Source organism: Kitasatospora sp. NPDC057904, from assembly GCF_042887925.1.
In the GTDB taxonomy this organism is placed as follows: domain Bacteria; phylum Actinomycetota; class Actinomycetes; order Streptomycetales; family Streptomycetaceae; genus Kitasatospora.
Map to the genome: position 1 here is coordinate 1 of NZ_JBHVOL010000018.1, position 17,078 is coordinate 17,078.

17 protein-coding genes and 1 pseudogene are annotated in these 17,078 nt (G+C 74.0%); 7 read left to right on the forward strand and 11 right to left on the reverse strand.

What is annotated here, in order from left to right:
• Nucleotides 1–146: 146 nt before the first annotated feature.
• Together ACFVSN_RS33510 and ACFVSN_RS33515 are read right to left on the reverse strand one after the other, a co-directional pair.
• Nucleotides 147–746 carry a hypothetical protein gene (locus tag ACFVSN_RS33510; protein WP_380435819.1) on the reverse strand — a complete coding sequence of 200 codons (600 nt, stop codon included), beginning with the start codon at nt 744–746 and terminating at the stop codon, nt 147–149.
• A 165-nt stretch (nt 747–911) separates the two neighbouring features.
• Nucleotides 912–1,403 (reverse strand): hypothetical protein, encoded by a 492-nt coding sequence (locus ACFVSN_RS33515; protein WP_387957328.1) that lies wholly within the window; start codon nt 1,401–1,403, stop codon nt 912–914.
• Between the two features lie 308 nt (nt 1,404–1,711).
• Between ACFVSN_RS33515 and ACFVSN_RS33520 the strand changes: the two genes are divergently transcribed.
• The 4 genes from ACFVSN_RS33520 (at nt 1,712) to ACFVSN_RS33535 (ending at nt 4,910) form a co-directional block, all read left to right on the forward strand.
• Nucleotides 1,712–2,038 (forward strand): hypothetical protein, encoded by a 327-nt coding sequence (locus ACFVSN_RS33520; RefSeq protein WP_387957330.1) that lies wholly within the window; start codon nt 1,712–1,714, stop codon nt 2,036–2,038.
• A gap of 129 nt (nt 2,039–2,167) precedes the next feature.
• Nucleotides 2,168–3,286 (forward strand): M24 family metallopeptidase, encoded by a 1,119-nt coding sequence (locus tag ACFVSN_RS33525; protein WP_380435811.1) that lies wholly within the window; start codon nt 2,168–2,170, stop codon nt 3,284–3,286.
• Nucleotides 3,287–3,404: 118 nt separating this feature from the next.
• Nucleotides 3,405–4,442: a phosphatase PAP2 family protein gene (locus ACFVSN_RS33530; RefSeq protein ID WP_387957333.1), complete on the forward strand. Its 1,038-nt coding sequence runs from the start codon at nt 3,405–3,407 to the stop codon at nt 4,440–4,442.
• A 204-nt stretch (nt 4,443–4,646) separates the two neighbouring features.
• Nucleotides 4,647–4,910: a hypothetical protein gene (locus ACFVSN_RS33535; RefSeq protein WP_380435807.1), complete on the forward strand. Its 264-nt coding sequence runs from the start codon at nt 4,647–4,649 to the stop codon at nt 4,908–4,910.
• On the opposite strand, the gene ACFVSN_RS33540 is transcribed toward ACFVSN_RS33535, so the two are convergent.
• Nucleotides 4,850–5,098, reverse strand: a complete 249-nt coding sequence (locus ACFVSN_RS33540) for a hypothetical protein (protein ID WP_387957335.1) — start codon at nt 5,096–5,098, stop codon at nt 4,850–4,852. The two genes, ACFVSN_RS33535 and ACFVSN_RS33540, sit on opposite strands and share 61 nt — an antisense overlap.
• On the opposite strand from ACFVSN_RS33540, the pseudogene ACFVSN_RS33545 reads away from it, so the two are divergent.
• Nucleotides 5,091–5,219, forward strand: a pseudogene (locus ACFVSN_RS33545) (NADP-dependent oxidoreductase); the annotation flags it as partial. The gene ACFVSN_RS33540 and the pseudogene ACFVSN_RS33545 overlap by 8 nt on opposite strands.
• Nucleotides 5,220–5,256: 37 nt before the next feature.
• Here ACFVSN_RS33545 and ACFVSN_RS33550 read toward each other — a convergent pair.
• Nucleotides 5,257–6,141 (reverse strand): sigma-70 family RNA polymerase sigma factor, encoded by an 885-nt coding sequence (locus tag ACFVSN_RS33550; protein ID WP_380497375.1) that lies wholly within the window; start codon nt 6,139–6,141, stop codon nt 5,257–5,259.
• Nucleotides 6,142–6,215: 74 nt separating this feature from the next.
• Between ACFVSN_RS33550 and ACFVSN_RS33555 the strand changes: the two genes are divergently transcribed.
• Complete coding sequence (locus tag ACFVSN_RS33555; RefSeq protein ID WP_387957337.1) at nt 6,216–6,902, forward strand: FMN-dependent NADH-azoreductase; 687 nt, start codon at nt 6,216–6,218, stop codon at nt 6,900–6,902.
• Here the strand turns inward: ACFVSN_RS33555 and ACFVSN_RS33560 are convergent.
• From ACFVSN_RS33560 to ACFVSN_RS33575, 4 genes are all read right to left on the reverse strand, one after another.
• Nucleotides 6,899–7,855 (reverse strand): M56 family metallopeptidase, encoded by a 957-nt coding sequence (locus ACFVSN_RS33560; protein WP_380435799.1) that lies wholly within the window; start codon nt 7,853–7,855, stop codon nt 6,899–6,901. The genes ACFVSN_RS33555 and ACFVSN_RS33560 overlap by 4 nt on opposite strands.
• Nucleotides 7,856–7,858: 3 nt before the next feature.
• Nucleotides 7,859–8,281, reverse strand: a complete 423-nt coding sequence (locus ACFVSN_RS33565) for a BlaI/MecI/CopY family transcriptional regulator (RefSeq protein ID WP_380435797.1) — start codon at nt 8,279–8,281, stop codon at nt 7,859–7,861.
• A 52-nt stretch (nt 8,282–8,333) separates the two neighbouring features.
• Complete coding sequence (gene ctaD / locus ACFVSN_RS33570; RefSeq protein ID WP_387957430.1) at nt 8,334–10,028, reverse strand: cytochrome c oxidase subunit I; 1,695 nt, start codon at nt 10,026–10,028, stop codon at nt 8,334–8,336.
• A 113-nt stretch (nt 10,029–10,141) separates the two neighbouring features.
• Entirely contained in the window at nt 10,142–11,065 is a 924-nt protein-coding gene (locus ACFVSN_RS33575) for a DMT family transporter (protein WP_387602200.1), read from the reverse strand.
• On the opposite strand from ACFVSN_RS33575, the gene ACFVSN_RS33580 reads away from it, so the two are divergent.
• On the forward strand, nt 11,064–12,500 hold the full coding sequence (locus ACFVSN_RS33580; protein ID WP_387957338.1) for a PLP-dependent aminotransferase family protein: 1,437 nt from the start codon (nt 11,064–11,066) through the stop codon (nt 12,498–12,500). The two genes, ACFVSN_RS33575 and ACFVSN_RS33580, sit on opposite strands and share 2 nt — an antisense overlap.
• Before the next feature lie 326 nt (nt 12,501–12,826).
• Here the strand turns inward: ACFVSN_RS33580 and htpX are convergent, their stop codons facing one another.
• The 3 genes from htpX to ACFVSN_RS33595 form a co-directional block, all read right to left on the reverse strand.
• Complete coding sequence (gene htpX, locus ACFVSN_RS33585; RefSeq protein ID WP_380444771.1) at nt 12,827–13,690, reverse strand: zinc metalloprotease HtpX; 864 nt, start codon at nt 13,688–13,690, stop codon at nt 12,827–12,829.
• A gap of 162 nt (nt 13,691–13,852) precedes the next feature.
• The gene (locus ACFVSN_RS33590) at nt 13,853–15,475 is read right to left on the reverse strand and encodes an NADH-quinone oxidoreductase subunit N (protein ID WP_387957340.1); all 1,623 of its coding nucleotides are present in this window, start codon (nt 15,473–15,475) and stop codon (nt 13,853–13,855) included.
• Nucleotide 15,476: 1 nt separating this feature from the next.
• A complete protein-coding gene (locus ACFVSN_RS33595; RefSeq protein ID WP_387957342.1) occupies nt 15,477–17,033 on the reverse strand; it encodes a NuoM family protein in 1,557 nt (518 codons plus the stop codon).
• Between the last annotated feature and the right edge of the window lie 45 nt (nt 17,034–17,078).

The window sequence follows — 17,078 nt, forward strand, 5'->3', positions numbered from 1 at the left end:
CAACGCCTCGAAGAACCTCGCCTTCAAGCCCTCAAAATCCACGATCCCCGCAACTCCCTGAACTCAGGGTGTTGCGGGGATCGCTAGAGCCCGCCGGTGCGGGACCGGGGCCTTTGTCGTCGGGCCGGGGAGTGCGGCGGGTGGGGTCAGCCGGCGGCGGGGTGGGGGTGGAGGGCGGTACGGGCCGCCGTGGCGTCGGCCAGGGCCTGGGCCTGCGCCTTGAGGGAGGCGAGCCGCTCGTTCACGTCCCGAGCGTCCCGGGCATCCCGGCCGCCCCGAGTATCCCGGCCGTCCCGGCCGTCCGGGGTGGCCGTGGACGGGAGCTTCGGCGGGGCCGGCGGGGTCACCGAGGGCACGGTCACCGGCAGTGACGGGGGTGCCGGCAGCGAGCCGAGCAGGCCCGACAGGAGGTTGGTCACGGTCGCCAGCAGCTGACCCACGACGCCGGGGACGGAGGAGGTCACGCTCGACAGCAGATCGGTGACCGTCTTGATGATGCCGGACAGGTCCGGGGTGGCGGGGAGGGCCGGGACCGCGGGGGCCGGGACGGACGGCAGGGCGGGGACCGCCGGGGCCGGGACGCTCGGCACGGGGACGCTCGGGAGCGGGTCGTCAGCGAGCGGGGCCGAGACGACGGGGGTTCGGGGGGCCGCGGAGCCGTTGCCCGCGGCGGTGGCGGATGCCGAGGCGACCGGCGTCAGCGCGAGGGCTGCGGTCAGCGCGGCGGCCATCCAGGTGGCACGCATGGGTACTGCTTCCTCTCGGTACGAGTGGGGCGAGATCGCCTGACTCACACCGTGGGGCAGCCACCCGGACGCAGCCACCGCACGTACGCCGAACGGTGGCGCGGCGGCCCCAGCGGCGGCCCCAGCGGCGGCCCCCGCGCCCGGCGTGGCTCGGCCCGGCACGGCTCAACCCGCCGTCGCCGCCCAGCCCTCGGTGCTGCGGTGGGCGCCGAGGCCGACCGCCTCGAACTCGTCCACCCGCCCCTCCCCCACCCGGGCGCCGAGCTGCCGCAGGACGCGGGAGATCGGGCTTCCGCCGGACGCGAAGGGCTCGAACGCGCTGCTGAGCGGGCCCAGTTCGAGCCGGCCGTCGGTCCACACGGCGGCGCGCTGGGTGCCGGTGCCGCCGAAGAAGTCGGCCTCGACGCAGGCGACCGGGCCCGCCTTGGACCAGGCCGCGAGCCGCAGTTCGAAGCCGTCCGGGTGCCAGGCGAAGCCGGCGCCGCCTTCGGACTTGCGCTCGTCACCGTCGGCCCGGAAGGCGGACAGGAACGCGGGAGTGGCCGGGATCAGCGCCAGTCCTTGTGCGAGCGGCGCCACCCGCGCGGCCGGCACTTCGGCCGCCGCGACCGTCAGCAGCTCCAACGTGCCAATCAGCGCCTGGAGTTCATACGACATGCTCGACATCGTGTCCCACCGCACCGACAACCGGCCCGGAATTTATGATTCCGTGCCCGTCCGGAGTCCGCACGGGTGCTCGAACTCCCGCTCCCGGAGCGCGCGTTTGGGCGGCGACGCCGCTCGCCGGCGCGCCGACGGGACCGATGCACGGTCACCCGGGCGGGCGCGCGCCGCATGCGGCGCTCCGGGCAGACGGGTGAACTGGCCGGGTACGGCCCGCCCCGGCCCCCCTCCCGGAGCCCACCCCCGGAGCTCACCCCCGGAGCCCGTACCGGACGAGGACCCCGCACCGGAGGAGGACCCGGATGAGTTCCAGGGACGCGCCCCCACCCCGCCCGGACGGCCCGCAGGCCGGCCCCGCCACCCGGGAGCGCGGCGGAGCGGTGGCCGCCCGGGTCGCCGCCGCCCCGCGGATGTCCTGGCTCACGCTCGCCCTGATGACCACCAGCTCGGTGGCCAGCCTGCGTTCCGCCCCGACCATGGCGGTCTACGGCCTGGCCTGCGTCTTCCTCTACCTCGTCCCGGCGCTCGTGTTCGCGCCGAACGAGAGCGTCGACCCGGGCGAGATCGAGCACATGGCCCACGTCGAGGCGCTGTTCCTGCGTCACTTCGCCGCCGCCGCGCGGGCGTGACGGCGTCCCGGGCGGCCCGCGCCCGGCGGAGCTCCGGCCCACCGCGCCGGCCCCGGACGGGTGACGGGGCCCCGGACGCGTGATGGAGTTCCAGGCAGCAGCCCGTCCGGACCTTGAGGAGGAAGACCCGTGCCCCGACCCTTCACCACCGAGGACTACCGCGCCCGGCTGGCCCGCGCCGCCGCCGACGCGACCGCCGCCGGACTGGCCGGCCTGGTCGTCGCCCCCGGCCCCGACCTGGTCTACCTGTGCGGCTACCAGCCCACCGCGATCACCGAGCGCCTCACCGCCCTGGTGCTCGGCACCGGCCGCGAGCCCGCGCTGGTCGTCCCCCGGCTGGAGCGCCCGGACGCCGAGAAGGCCCCCGGCGCCCCGGCCGTCCGGCTGCTCGACTGGAGCGACGGCGAGGACCCGTACGCCACCGCCGCCCCGCTGCTCGACCCGGCCGGGCGGTACGGCGTCTCCGACAACGCGTGGGCCATGCACCTGCTCGGCCTGCAGGGCGCGCTGCCCGGCACCGGCTTCACCTCGCTCACCGCGAGCCTGCCGATGCTGCGCGCGGTCAAGGACGCCGACGAGCTGGAGCGCCTCGCCGCGGCCGGCGGCGCCGCGGACGCCGCGTACCGGGGCGTCCTGGAGGTCGAGTTCGCCGGGCGCCGGGAGACCGACGTCGCCGCCGACCTGGGCGCGCTGCTCATCCAGTACGGCCACAGCCAGGTCGACTTCACCGTCGTCGGCTCCGGCCCCAACGGCGCCAACCCGCACCACGAGGCCGGCGACCGGGTGATCGAGCGGGGCGACACCGTGGTGCTCGACTTCGGCGGCCTCAAGGACGGCTACGGCTCGGACACCACGCGGACGGTCCACGTCGGCACGGACGTCCCGGCCGAGGTGCGCAAGGTGCACGACGTGGTCCGGCGGGCCCAGCAGACCGCGTTCGAGGCCGTCCGCCCCGGCGTCACCTGCCAGGAGATCGACCGGATCGCCCGCCGGGTGATCACCGACGCCGGCTACGGCGAGCACTTCATCCACCGCACCGGCCACGGCATCGGCATCACCACGCACGAACCGCCGTACCTGGTCGAGGGCGAGGAGCAGCCGCTGGTGCCGGGCATGTGCTTCTCGATCGAGCCGGGGATCTACCTGCCCGGCCGCTTCGGGGTGCGGATCGAGGACATCGTCACCGTCACGGCGAACGGCGGTCGGCGGTTCAACAACACCCCGCACGAGCTCGGCATCGTCTCCTGAACCGGCTGCGAGGCGGCACCGGACCGACCCGCACCACCCGGCACGAGTAGGACTTTCTTAAGATCCGGTCATCGTTCATCAAGGCTCCTCCCAGCTTGCGCCGCTAGTTTCAGCGGGCATGACCAACCTGCTGCGGCCGGCCCCACCACCACGACTCGTGCGGGCCGGGCGGCCCGGCCCGGTGGGCGCGGCGGCCAGACTCCGGCCGCTGCGGCTGCTCGCCTGGCCGCTCTACCTGGCCTCCCTCGCCTGGTACGTGCGCGGCAACGGCCTGCCGTCCGCCAACGACGTGGTCTTCTGCTGGCTGATCGGCGCCCTGCTGACCGCCGCCGTGCACAGCGGACACGGCCCCCGCGGCTTCCTCCTGGTCCTGCGCGACTGGGTCCCGGTCATGGCCGCGGTGTGGACGTACTCGCTGCTTCGCGGCTACGGCGCGCACACCCCCTGGGCGCCGCACTGGCTGCCGCAGCTGGACGCCGACGAGGTGCTCGGCTTCGGCCGGACCTGGACCGTCCGGCTCCAGGACGCGCTCTACACGCCCGGCTCGCCGCACTGGTACGACTACGCGGCGGTCACGGTCTACCTCTCGCACTTCTTCCTGGTCTTCGTGGTCCTCGCGGTGCTCTGGCGGCGCGACCACGCGCGGTACGTCCGGCTGCTCACCTGCTACCTGGTGCTGACCTTCGCCGGCTTCGCGACCTACCTGCTCTACCCGGCCGACCCGCCGTGGCTGGTCGCCCAGGAGGGCCACCTGCCCGGGCTCACCCGGGTGGTGTCCTCGACGCTCACCGACATCGGGCTGCCGCAGGCGCAGTCCGTCTTCGAGAACGGCAGCCAGTTCGCCAACGACGTCGCCGCGATGCCCTCGCTGCACTCCGCCTACCCGGCGATGCTGCTGTTCTTCTTCTGGCCGACCGCCCGCCCCTGGCTGCGCGCGCTGCTCGTCGCCTATCCGCTCGCGATGGCCTTCACGCTGGTGTACGGCGCCGAACACTTCATCGTCGACATCCTGGCCGGCTGGACGTACGCGGCCGTCGTCGTCCTCGGCCTCCGGTGGCTGCGCTCCCGCCGGACCGGGCGCGGGGGAACTGAAAAGAGGCGGGTGCACGTGGCACCCGCCACCAGGTCGCTTCCACCCACGAAGGACACCACGTGATCGGGTGCTATCGATGGCCGAACGCGTCCTGTTCTGCGGCTTGGCTTCCTCCCGGTCACAAGGGCAGGGATTCCCTCCGGCCCACTGTCCGGACTGGGCTTCCGGTTACCCGGTTGCCAGGTTGGCGATTCACGGCCTGCCCAACGGCTAAGGCTCCACGCCCTGACACCGCAAGCCCTGCGGCGTTCATTCCAATGCCGACGCTTGGCTATCGCAGTCGGCACTCCGACGCTATCACTGAGTAGCTGCACTCTCACCCAAAGTGCCGCTTTCGTCCTCGCCGTCCTCGGGATCGGCGCCTACCGGACGGCCTTCGGGGCGCGGAAGGCCGTGATCGGGCGGCAGCCGGAGGGCATCGGCGGGACCGAGGTGTGGGTGCTGCCGAACCCGAGCGGGCTCAACGCGCACTACACGCTGGACGCGCTGGCGGCGGAGTTCCGCACGCTGCGGGAGTCGCTGGAGGACTGAACCGGACGGGCCGCCACGAGCCCCTCCGGCAGCGGCCCGGCCCGCAGCTCGCGGATCAGCGCCCGGACGGCGGCCGTCGCGGCCGGCTCGGGCGTGGTCACGTACCCGACGGAGCGGCTGGGCGGGAGCGGCCCCAGGTCGGTGACGGCGAGGCCGGCCGGGGCGCCGAGCAGCGTGGTCCTGGGCATGATCGCCAAGCTGCGGCCCGACGAGACGGTGTTCGTCTCGGCCGCGGCCGGCGGCGTCGGCACCGCCGCCGGCCAGTTCGCCCGGCTGCTCGGCGCCGGCCGCGTGATCGGCAGCACCGGCAAGATGACCGTCCGGCTCGCCGACGAGTCCTGACGCCCTACGGCAGCACCGCGAGCTCCAGTCCGGCCAGCCGGGCCGGGTCGGCGACCACCTCGTACCCGGCCACCAGGCCGTCCGCGACCGCCACCCGCAGCACCAGCCGCAGCCGTCCGCCCGGCGCGATCAGGATCCCGGGCACGCCGTCCACCAGGGCCACCGCGCCGAACCGGGCCCGGCGGCCGAAGACCGTCGTCTCCCGCGCGACGGTGAGCGCCCCGCGCGCGACGAGGGAGCGCCCGGCGGGCAGCGCGGCCGGGTCGGCCCGACGGACGACGTCCGGCGCGAGCACCGCCAGCAGCTCGTCCAGGTCCCCGCCGCGCGCGGCGGACAGGAAGGCCTCCACGACCCGACGGTGCCCGGCCAGGCGCTCCGGCGGGCCGGCGGCCGTCCCGCGCACCCGCTGCCGGGCCCGGCTGGCCAGCTTCTTGGCGGCCACCGGCGTCCGGCCGACGATCGGCGCGATCCGCTCGAACGGCACCGCGAAGCCGTCGTGCAGCACGAAGGCGACCCGCTCGGCCGGGCCCAGCCGGTCCAGCACCACGAGCAGCGCCCGGCCGACCGACTCGACCAGCAACGCCTCCTCCTCCGGGTCCCCGGCCCCGGCCGGCCCGTCCGGCAGCGCCTCGTCGGCCGGCTCCTCACGGCGCACCGCGCGGGCGCGCAGCAGGTCCAGGCAGATCCGGGAGACGACGGTGGTCAGCCAGCCCGGCAGGTTCGCCACCTCCGCCGGGTCGGTCCGGCCGAGCCGCAGCCAGGCCTCCTGGACGGCGTCCTCCGCCTCGCCCGTCGAGCCGAGCATCCGCTGCGCCACCGCCCGCAGCCGCCCGCGCTCGGCCTCGAAGCGCGCGGCGAGCGCGTCGTCCGGAAATCCGTCCCCGCTCATCAGTCACCTTTCCTCGGCCCGGCCCGTCACCGGTATGACGTTCCGCCCGACCCCGAGGTGACGAGGAGAGCACCATGACGTCCGCCACCCTGCTCCACCTGGACTCCAGCATCAGCCCGGAGGGTTCGGTCAGCCGCGCCCTGACCGCCCGCTTCGCCGCCGTCTGGCGCGCCCGGCACGGCGCCGCCGCCACCCACCGCCACCACGACCTCGTCGCCGACCCGGTGCCCGCGGTGCACGCCGCCTACGACGCCCTCGGCCGCCGCACCGAGCGCAAGGGCGGGCTCCCCCTGGACGACGTCGCCGCGCTCGCCGAGACCCCGGACGAGGAGCGCGAGTGGGCGCTGACCCGCCCGCTGATCGACCGGCTGCTGGCCGCGGACACCCTGGTGGTCGGGTCCCCGATGTACAACTTCACGGTCTCCACCGGCCTCAAGGCGTGGATCGACCGGGTCTCCTTCCCCGGCGCCTACGTCGACCCGGACACCGGCGCGAAGCTGCTGGGCGGCACCCGCGTCGTGGTCGTCGCCGTCCGCGGCGGCGGCTACGGGCCGGGCACCCCGCGCGAGCACCAGGACTTCCAGGTCCCGTACCTGCGGGCGTACTTCGGCAACCTCGGCGTCGCCGAGGAGAACCTGCACGTCGTCACCGCCGAGCTCACCCGCGCCGACGACGTGCCCGCGCTGAACGGGCTCCGGCCGATCGCCGCGGAGTCGCTCGCACGGGCCGGGGCCACGCTCGACGCACTGGCCGCCGCCTAGAACGGGGTGACGGCCTTCAGGACGACGAGCAGCGCCACGGCGGCGTTGAGCGCGCACAGCGCCGACGCCGCCGTCCCGACCGCGGCGACCATCGCGGCCAGGCCCGCCGGGGTCTTCGCCGGCGGCCAGTTGCGATCGGACGGCACCGGGCCGAGCAGCGCGGCGACCCGGCGCGGCACCGGGCCGGGGGCCGGTGCCGGGGCGGCGAAGGCCGCGAAGCCCGGGGACGGCACGGGACGCGCGACGAGGGCCGCCCGGGCCACCGCCCGTGCGGTGATCCGCCGGTCCCCCACCGCCTGCGCCGAGTCCTCGTCCGCCCAGCGCTCCGCGCTGAAGGCCACCGCCTCCTGGAGCGGGCGCAGGAACGGGTTCACGTTGGCCGCGAGCTGGGTGGCCAGCAGGTAGCGGTGGTGCCGGTGCACCAGGTGCGCGCGCTCGTGGGCGACCAGCGCCTCGCGCTCGTCCTCGGCCAGGCCCTCCAGCATCCCGGTGGACACCACGACCCGCCCCGGCGAACCCGGCAGCGCGTACGCGTACGGGCTGGCGTCCGGCAGCACCGCGAGGTCGGCGTCCGGCCCGGAGCCCGCCGGCAGGCCGTCCAGCGCCCGCCGGGCCCGGGCCCGCACCCGCAGGTGCCGCGCCGCCGTCCGCAGGCAGGCCGCCCCGACGAGGACCAGCAGCCACATCGCGGCCGTCCCGACCGTCTCGTGGTACGGCAGCGCGGCCCGCACCTCCGGGTCGGACCAGCTGTCCGGCAGCGGGTTGCCGGGGATCTGCGCGGTGCCGACCACGCCGATCAGGCCGAGGCACAGCACGCTGCAGACCGCCATCACCGCGCTGATCACGGTCATCAGCCGGGCCGCGCCCCGCGGGTGCAGGTGCTGCCCGGTGAGGCGCGCGATCGGCACCGCCGTCAGCGGCAGGATCAGCGGGAGGAAGACGAAGAAGCCCACGGGTCAGCTCTCACGGTCGGCCGCTGCCGGATCGGCGGACGCGGAGTCGAGGAGCGCGCGCAGCAGCTCCTCGTCGTGCGGGAGCAGGGCGCTCACGAAGCTCGCCAGGACGGCGTCCCGGTCGGCCTCGCCGTCGAGCATCCGGCGCATCCTCAGGGCGGCGAGCCCGGCCGCGTCGGAGGACGCCTGCCAGAGGTAGGAGCGGCCGGAGCGGGTCCGGGAGACGGCGTTCTTCGCGTGCAGCCGGGAGAGGATCGTCATCACGGTGGTGTACGCCAGGCCGCCGTCCAGGCGTTCCTGCACCCACCCCGCGGTGACCGGGCCGGGCGCGCGCTGGAGCACCGCCAGCACCTGGGCCTCCAGCTCGCCCTGGCCGCGTCGCCGGGCGGGGGCGTCCCCGGCCGGGGCGTGCCTCTCGTCTGCCATGACGGCCCACTCCCTCCGGATGCCGCGCCCCGGAGCCGGCGGGGCACGCCGCTCATCCTAACGAGCGAACCCCGTCGGACGGGCGGTCCCGGGGGCCGTTCTGCCTCCGGTCGAGCTCCGCGATCTCCGGGTGGTGCAGGTCGAACGCCGGGCACTCCGAGCGGATCTTCGGCAGCGTCACGAAGTTGTGCCTCGGCGGCGGGCACGACGTGGCCCACTCCAGCGACCGCCCGTACCCCCAGGGGTCGTCCTCCTCCACCGGCTTCCCGTACTTCGCCGTCCGCCACACGTTGTAGAGGAACGGCAGCGTCGAGGCCCCGAGCAGGAACGAGCCGATGCTGGAGACGGTGTTCAGCGTCGTGAACCCGTCCGAGGCGAGGTAGTCGGCGTACCGGCGCGGCATGCCCTCGGCGCCCAGCCAGTGCTGCACCAGGAAGGTGGCGTGGAAGCCGGTGAACAGCGTCCAGAAGTGGATCCGGCCGAGCCGCTCGTCCAGCATCCGCCCGGTGAACTTCGGCCACCAGAAGTGGAATCCGGCGAACATCGCGAACACCACCGTCCCGAACACCACGTAGTGGAAGTGCGCGACGACGAAGTACGAGTCGGAGACGTGGAAGTCGATCGGCGGCGCGGCCAGCAGCACCCCGGTGAGCCCGCCGAACAGGAAGGTCACCAGGAAGCCGACGGTCCACAGCATCGGCGTCTCGAAGCTCAGCGAGCCCCGCCACATCGTGCCGATCCAGTTGAAGAACTTCACCCCGGTGGGCACCGCGATCAGCATCGTCATGATCGAGAAGAACGGCAGCAGCACCTGCCCGGTGACGAACATGTGGTGCGCCCAGACCGTGATCGACAGGCCGGTGATGGCGACCGTCGCGCCGATCAGGCCGGAGTAGCCGAAGACCGGTTTGCGGCTGAACACCGGGATGATCTCGGTGACGATGCCGAAGAACGGCAGGGCGATGATGTACACCTCGGGGTGCCCGAAGAACCAGAACAGGTGCTGCCACAGCATCGCCCCGCCGTTGGCCGGGTCGAAGACGTGCGAGCCGAACCGCCGGTCCGACTCCAGGCAGAGCAGCGCCGCCGCCAGCACCGGGAAGGCGAACAGCACCAGGACCGCGGTGAGCAGGACGTTCCAGACGAAGATCGGCATCCGGAACAGCGTCATGCCCGGCGCCCGGAAGCAGACGATCGTCGTGACGAAGTTGACCGAGCCGAGGATGGTCCCGAACCCGGAGAGCGCCAGTCCCATGATCCACAGGTCCGCGCCGTGGCCCGGGCTGTGCATCCGACTGTTGAGCGGCGCGTAGGCGAACCAGCCGAAGTCGGCCGCGCCGCCCGGGGTCAGGAAGCCGAACATGACGATCAGCGAGCCGAACAGGTAGAGCCAGTAGGCGAGCGCGTTCAACCGCGGGAAGACCACGTCCGGTGCGCCGATCTGCAGCGGCATGATCCAGTTGGCGAAGCCCGCGAAGAGCGGGGTCGCGAACATCAGCAGCATGATCGTGCCGTGCATGGTGAACAGCTGGTTGAACCGCTCGTTGTCGATCAACTGCAGCCCAGGGCGCGCCAGTTCGGCCCGCATCAGCAGTGCCATGACGCCGCCGGCGAGGAAGAACAGGAACGACGTCGTGATGTAGAGGGTGCCGATCCGCTTGTGGTCGGTCGTGGTCAGCCAGCCCACCAGGGCCCGCCCGCGCCGGCGTCGGCGCAGACGGGCCCGGTCCACGACGTCCTTCGGCAGGAGAGTCACGCGGCGCGCCTTCCGGGCTCGGGCTGGCGGTGGTCGGACCCACCACTACCAGCGGCCGCCCACCGAAGCCCGGGGCGCGCGCGGCGCATCACCCGAACAGGCCCTCACGCACGGGCGCGCTGGGTGACGGCGATGCAGACGAGCACCACCACGGCCGTCACCGGAGCCGCCGCCGGCAGGTCCTCGGCCAGCAGCAGAACCGCCCACACGAGCGTCAACAGCGGCTGTGCGAGCTGGAGTTGGCTCGCCCTCGGCACGCCGATCGCCGCCATCCCCCGGTACCAGAGCACGAACCCGCCGAACTGCGACACCGCCGCCGTGTACGCCAGCCCGACCAGCGCCTTCGCGCCCGGGTGGACGGGCTCGGCGGGCAACGCGAGCGCGGTGGTCAGCACGGTCGCGGGCAGCGCGGCCACCACCGCCCACGCGATCACCTGAGCACCCGGCAGGTCCCGCGACAGGCGCCCGCCCTCCGCGTACCCGGCGGCGCAGACGAGCAGCGCCGCGAACAGCAGGCAGTCCGCGGCGCTCGGCCGGCCGTGGCTCTGCAGCAGGGTGAACGCGATCACGGCCGCCGCCCCCACCAGCGCGGCCCCCCAGAACGCCCGGGACGGCCGACGGCCGGTGCGCCACGCCGCGAACACCGCCGTCGCCAGCGGCAGCAGGCCGATGACCACCGCCGAGTGCGCCGTCGAGGACATCCGCAGGGCGAGCGTGGTGAGCAGCGGGAAGCCGAGGACGCAGCCCGCCGCGACGACGAGCAGGCCGGGCCACTGCCGCCGGGTCGGCAGCGGGGCGCGGACGGCCGCCAGGTAGAGGGCGGCGAGCAGGCCCGCCCCGGCCCCGCGCAGCCCGGTGGCCGTCCAGGGGCCGAAGCCGGTGAGGGCCCAGGAGGTGGCCGGGAAGCTGAACGAGAAGAGGAGCACCCCGAGGGCGGCGGGCAGGGTGCCGGCGGCCGCTGCCGAACCAGGGCCGACGATCCGCGGTGCTATCGCCGACATTCGAATAGCGCTATCTTGTGCCTTCATGAACGAGCGTAGCAGTGTGGCCGAACTCGCCGAAAGCCTGCGCCGCGAGGTGGAGCGCTACCCCGAAGGACGAAAGCTGCCGTCCAGCCGCGCCCTCGTCGAGCGCCACCAGGTCAGCCCGGTGACGGTCTCCCGGGCGATCGCCGTCCTCGCGGCCGAGGGGCTGGTCGTCTCCCGGCCGGGAGCCGGGGTGTTCCGGGCCGCCCACTTCGCCGCCGCGCCGAGCGCCCGCACGGGCGACCTCTCCTGGCAGGAGGTCGCGCTCAGCGCCGGCTCCGGCCCGCGCGACCTGCTCGCCGCACCGGTGATGGCCACCCTCAACGTGCCGCCGCCCGACGTCATCGACCTCAACAGCGGCTACCCGCACGCCGGCCTGCTCCCCGAACGCCTGCTGGCCGGCGCCCTCGCCCGGGCCGGACGCCGCCCCGGCGCCTGGGACCGCCCGCCCGCCGACGGCCTCACCGAACTGCGCGGCTGGTTCGCCCGGGACATCGGCGGCACCGGCGGCCCGATCGGCGCCGGAGACGTCCTGATCACCGCCGGCGGACAGGGCGGCCTCACCGTCGCGGTGCGGGCGCTCGCCGCGCCCGGCACACCCGTCCTGGTGGAGTCCCCGACGTACCCGGGGATCCTCGCGGTCCTGCACGCGGCCGGGCTGCGGCCCGTCCCCGTCCCGGTCGACGCCGACGGCGTCCGCACCGACCTGCTGGCCGACGCCTTCGCGGCCAGCCGGGCCCGGCTCTTCGTCTGTCAGCCGCTGTTCCAGAACCCGACCGGCGCGGTGCTCTCCCCCGAACGGCGCACCGAGGTCCTGCGGATCGCCCGCGCCGCCGGGGCGTTCGTCCTCGAAGACGACTTCGCCCGGCTGCTGGTCCACACCGACGCCCCCGCGCTGCCCCGCCCACTGGCCGCCGACGACCAGGACGGCGTCGTGGTCCACCTGCGCTCCCTGACCAAGGCGGCCTCGCCCAACCTGCGGGTCGGAGCCCTGACCGCCCACGGCCCGGCCCTCGCACGACTGCGGGCCACCCAGGTCGTGGACAGCTTCTTCGTGCCCCGCCCGCTCCAGGAGGCCACCCTGGAACTCGTCTCCGACCCCGGCTGGCCCCGCCACCTGCGCACGCTGGGGGCCGAACTCCAGGACCGCCGCACCGCCACCGTCGCCGCCCTGCACCGCGAACTGCCGGGCTTCCTCGACGACTACCGCCCGGGCGGCTACCACCTGTGGCTACGCCTGCCGGACGGCACCGACGACGCCGTCCTCACCGCAGCGGCCCTGCGAACCGGCGTCCTCGTCACCCCCGGCCGCCCGTACCACCCGGCAGAACCCCCGGCAGCACACCTCCGCCTCAGCTACGCGGCAGCCGAGAGCGCCACACAAGCGACCGAGGGCATCCACCGCCTGAGGAGGGCGTACGAATCCCTGACCTCATAGCCCCCCGCACCAACGCACCCACTCAAACCACCCCCCACCCCCACCCCCAAACCCACCCACCCGACCCACTCACCTCAACCTCCCACCCACCCCTCATCCCTCCCCAGCGAGAGGGAGCGCTGCGGGAGGGGGTGGCGGAGGGGGTGGCCGCGGAGAGGGGCGTGACGGGTGATTTTCAGACTGCCAACGGCGAGAACACCCCACCCACAGAGTCGGCAGTCGGAAAATCATCCAGCCCCCGGAGCGGCCACCCCCGCAGCCACCCCCGGCGAACCCCACCCACCCGAAAGCCCACCCCACACCCCAAGCCCCGCGCAGCGGAACCTTCAGCCCCGATACCCCGCCATCCGCTCAAGCCGAGCGATCCGCTCCCCCATCGGAGGATGCGTCGAGAACAACCGGGCCCCAGCCTCACCCGGCCGGAACGGACTGGCGATCATCATGTGGCTCGCCGTCTGCAGCTGAGGCTCCGGCGGCAGGGGCAGCCGCCGCGTACCGGCGTCCAGCTTCCGCAGCGCACTGGCCAGCGCCAGCGGATCCCCCGTGATGCGGGCACCGTCCGCGTCGGCCTGGTACTCGCGGGAGCGGCTGACCGCGAGCTGGATCAGCCCGGCCGCCAGCGGTCCGAGGATCATGATCGCGAGCATCCCGAACAGGCCCGGCCCGTCGTCGTCCTCGCTGCGTCCGAAGGGGATCAGCCAGGCGAAGTTCACGAGGAACATCACCACCGAGGCGAGCGCCCCGGCGACCGACGAGATCAGGATGTCCCGGTTGTAGACGTGGCTCAGCTCGTGGCCGAGCACCCCCCGGAGCTCGCGCTCGTCGAGCAGTTGCAGGATGCCGTCCGTGCAGCAGACCGCCGCGTTGCGCGGGTTGCGGCCGGTGGCGAAGGCGTTGGGGGCGGGGGTGGGCGAGATGTAGAGCCGGGGCATCGGCTGGCGGGCGGAGGTGGAGAGCTCCCGGACGATCCGGTAGAGCTGCGGCGCCTCGATCTCGCTGACCGGCCGGGCCCGCATGGCCCGCAGCGCGAGCTTGTCGCTGTTCCAGTACGCGTAGGCGTTGGTCCCGACGGCGACCAGCAGGGCGATCACGAGGCCGCTCCGGCCGAAGAAGCCGCCGATCACCAGGATCAGCGCCGAGAGGCCGCCGAGCAGGACGGCGGTCCTCAGTCCGTTGTGCCGGCGGTGCACGTCAGGCCCTCCAATGGCGCGGTGGGGAAGCCCTTTCTGCCTCGTCCCTCTTGCCCGGTCAACGGGCGGGGCCGGGGACCTTGTTCCCTTGTGACACAGCCGACAGAGGTGACACCACCCTCACCCCCGAGTGCCCACCCACCTCAGAGCCCGCCCGACGGGTCAGAACAGGCTGCCACCCGCCACCTGGAGCACGAGCTGCGGAGCGACCGACAACACCACGGCGACCGAAGCGGTGAGCCCCAGCGTCGCCGTCAGACTCAACGGAAGCCGACTCTCGACGCCTCCCTCGACGCCTGCCCCGGTGCCTGCCTCGACGCCGGCCGCGACCGCCGCCGGAGCGAACAACCGGGCCGTCCAGAGCAGGTAGTAGTACAGCGCGACGACGACGTTGACGGCCATGACCACGGCCAGCCAGCCCAGCCCGGCGTCGACGGCCGCCCGGAACACCACGACCTTGCCGAAGAGCCCGATCACGCCCGGCGGCAGCCCGGCCAGGCAGAGCAGGAAGAAGGCCAGGGCGAGCGCCGTCCAGCGGCTCCGCGCGAACAGCCCGCGGAAGTCGTCCACACTGGTGCCGGCCCGCCGGCCGACCGCCGCGACCACGCCGAACGCACCGAGGTTCACGACCCCGTAGATCAGCGCGTACGCGGCGGTGGCGCCCAGCGGGTCGGCGGCCGTGGGCGCGTAGCCGGCGGCGGCGAGCGGCACCAGCAGGTACCCGGCCTGGCCGACGGAGGACCAGGCGAGCAGCCGGACCGCGCTGTAGCGGGTGTCGAAGCGCTGGCGCAGCGCGCCGACGTTGCCGACGGTCATGGTGACGGCGGCGAGCACCGCGAGCACCAGGCCCCAGGTGTGGGCGTACGGGCGGAACGCCACCGTGGTGGCGAGCGCCAGGCCGGAGAGGCCGGCCGCCTTGCCGACGACCGACAGGTAGCCGGCGACGGGCAGCGGTGCGCCGGTGTAGGTGTCGGGCACCCAGAAGTGGAACGGGACGGCGGCCACCTTGAAGGCGAAGCCGACGAGGGTCAGAACGGCACCGGCCTCGGCCAGCGGCTTGAGCTGCGCGGGGGCGTGCTCCAGGCCCTCGGCGACGGCGCCGAGGTGCAGGCTGCCGCTGGCCGCGTAGACGAAGGAGACGCCGAGCAGCATCACGGCGGTCGCGGTGACGGAGGAGACGAAGAACTTCAGCGCGGCCTCGGCGCCCCGGCCGTCCCGGCGCAGCGCCACCAGCGCGAAGGCGGGCAGCGAGGCGACCTCCAGGGCGACCACCATGGTGGCGAGGTCGCGGGAGGCGGGCAGCAGGGCGGCGCCGGTGGCGCTGGAGAGCAGCAGGAACCAGTACTCGCCGCCGGGCAGCTTCTCGCTCTCCACAGTGTGCGCGGACAGCAGCGCGGCGATCAGCGCGCCGCCGAGGGCGAGCAGCTGGAACACCAGGGCGAAGTGGTCCGCGACGTACGAGCAGCCCGCGTTGTCAGTGGCCCCTGCTACGTTCTGCGCACAGAACGTCGCCCGGGGTGATCCCCCGGTGAGGGGGAGGAGCGAGATGAGCGCGAGGGCGAGTCCGGCCGCGGTGAGGCGGCCGAGCCACTTCTTGTGGCGCTCGGGCAGGAAGAGGTCGGCGACCAGCACCGCGAGGGCGGCCACGGCGGCGATCAGCGGCGGCGCGATCGCGACCCAGTCCACGGACTGGATCAGGCTGCCCGCGTTGGGTACGGCGAGGGAGGTCACAGTGTGCTGCCCCGTGGAGTGAGGTCCGAGTTCGGCGAGCCGGGCTCCGAGCATGTCAGCCACCTCCGAGGAGGTGCTTGACGGCTGGGTCGGAGAGGCCGAGCAGGAGCGCGGGCCAGAGGCCGGCGAGCAGGGTGAGGGCGGCCAGCGGCGTCCAGCTGACGGCCTCGTACGGACGCAGGTCGGCGAGCTCGGCCACCGGCGCGGGCTGCTCGGGGTCGCCCATGCAGACGCGCTTGACGACGATCAGCAGGTACGCGGCGGTGAGGAGGGTGCCGAGGCCGGCCAGGACCATGTAGGTGACGAAGGCCGGGCGGGACAGGCCCGCCGCCGGGTCGAACGCGCCGAACATGGCGAGCAGCTCGCCCCAGAAGCCGGCCAGCCCGGGCAGGCCGAGGCTGGCGACGGCGGCGAAGGCGAGCAGGGCGCCGATCCGCGGCGCGCGGCCGTAGAGGGCGGCGCCGGTGGTGCCGGACAGGGTGTCGAGGTCCGCCGTGCCGTAGCGGTCCTTGAGCGCTCCGACGAGGAAGAACAGCAGGCCGGTGATCAGACCGTGCGCGATGTTGGCGAACAGCGCGCCGTTCACGCCGACCGGGGTGAGGGAGGCGATGCCCAGCAGGACGAAGCCCATGTGGCCGACGGAGGAGTACGCGATGAGGCGCTTGAGGTCGCCCTTGGAGCCGCGGCGGGCGAGGGCGAGGCAGGCCAGCGAGCCGTAGACGATGCCGACGGCGGCGAACGCGCCCAGGTAGGGGGCGAGCGTCGTGGTGCCGTCGGGCACGACCGGGAGGAGGACGCGGACGAGACCGTAGGTGCCCATCTTCAGCAGCACGCCGGCGAGCAGCACCGAGCCGACCGTCGGGGCGGCGGTGTGCGCGTCGGGGAGCCAGCTGTGCAGCGGCCAGGCCGGGGCTTTGACCGCGAGCCCGATCATGATCGCCAGCGCGGCGGTCACCTGGGTGGTGTGGCTCAGGCCGCTGCCGTGCCCGGCGGCGAGGGCCTGCATGTCGAAGGTGCCCGCCTTGCTGCCGATCAGCAGGAAGCCGAGCAGCATCACGGCCGAGCCGAGCAGCGTGTACAGGATGAACCGGTTGGCGGCCGGCACCTTCGCGCCGCTCCCCCAGCGGGCGATCAGGAAGTACATCGGGATCAGCACGATCTCGAAGGCCATGAAGAAGAGGAGGAGGTCCAGCACCGCGAAGGTGGCGAGCATGCCGACTTCGAGGAGGAGGAACAGCCCGACGAAGGCCCGCGCCGACGGCACGTTGTCCCCGGCCGGCAGCCGCTTCTCCGAGTACAGCGCGCAGAGGAAGGTGAGCAGCGCGGTGAGCACGATCAGCGGCAGCGAGACGCCGTCCACGCCGAGGTGGAAGCGCACGTGGATCGCGGGGATCCAGGACACGTCCGTGGTGGCCTGCATCCGGGCGGGCTCGCCGTGGTCGAACCCGGCCGCCAGGGCGAGGCTGACCAGGAGCACCGCGCCGGTGAGCACCGAGTTCAGCCGCAGCGCGCGCCGGTCGGCGACGCCCGCGTCCGGGCCGAACACCGGCGCCAGGGTGAGGGCTGCACCGAGCAGCGGCAGCGCCAGGAGGGCGATGAGGACCGCGTTCATCGGGGACTCCTACGCGCGACGGTCGGGGGGAGGGACAGGACGGGG

What these genes read in the sequence shown, in the direction of transcription:
- ACFVSN_RS33540 (WP_387957335.1), bottom strand. Translation starts at nt 5,098, where the DNA reads ATGCCCAGGACCACGCTGCTCGGCGCCCCGGCCGGCCTCGCCGTCACC.
- ACFVSN_RS33530 (WP_387957333.1), top strand. Translation starts at nt 3,405, where the DNA reads ATGACCAACCTGCTGCGGCCGGCCCCACCACCACGACTCGTGCGGGCC.
- ACFVSN_RS33580 (WP_387957338.1), top strand. Translation starts at nt 11,064, where the DNA reads ATGAACGAGCGTAGCAGTGTGGCCGAACTCGCCGAAAGCCTGCGCCGC.
- ACFVSN_RS33575 (WP_387602200.1), bottom strand. Translation starts at nt 11,065, where the DNA reads ATGAAGGCACAAGATAGCGCTATTCGAATGTCGGCGATAGCACCGCGG.
- ACFVSN_RS33595 (WP_387957342.1), bottom strand. Translation starts at nt 17,033, where the DNA reads ATGAACGCGGTCCTCATCGCCCTCCTGGCGCTGCCGCTGCTCGGTGCA.
- ACFVSN_RS33515 (WP_387957328.1), bottom strand. Translation starts at nt 1,403, where the DNA reads ATGTCGTATGAACTCCAGGCGCTGATTGGCACGTTGGAGCTGCTGACG.
- ACFVSN_RS33520 (WP_387957330.1), top strand. Translation starts at nt 1,712, where the DNA reads ATGAGTTCCAGGGACGCGCCCCCACCCCGCCCGGACGGCCCGCAGGCC.
- ACFVSN_RS33550 (WP_380497375.1), bottom strand. Translation starts at nt 6,141, where the DNA reads ATGAGCGGGGACGGATTTCCGGACGACGCGCTCGCCGCGCGCTTCGAG.
- ACFVSN_RS33590 (WP_387957340.1), bottom strand. Translation starts at nt 15,475, where the DNA reads ATGCTCGGAGCCCGGCTCGCCGAACTCGGACCTCACTCCACGGGGCAG.
- ACFVSN_RS33555 (WP_387957337.1), top strand. Translation starts at nt 6,216, where the DNA reads ATGACGTCCGCCACCCTGCTCCACCTGGACTCCAGCATCAGCCCGGAG.
- ACFVSN_RS33510 (WP_380435819.1), bottom strand. Translation starts at nt 746, where the DNA reads ATGCGTGCCACCTGGATGGCCGCCGCGCTGACCGCAGCCCTCGCGCTG.
- ACFVSN_RS33565 (WP_380435797.1), bottom strand. Translation starts at nt 8,281, where the DNA reads ATGGCAGACGAGAGGCACGCCCCGGCCGGGGACGCCCCCGCCCGGCGA.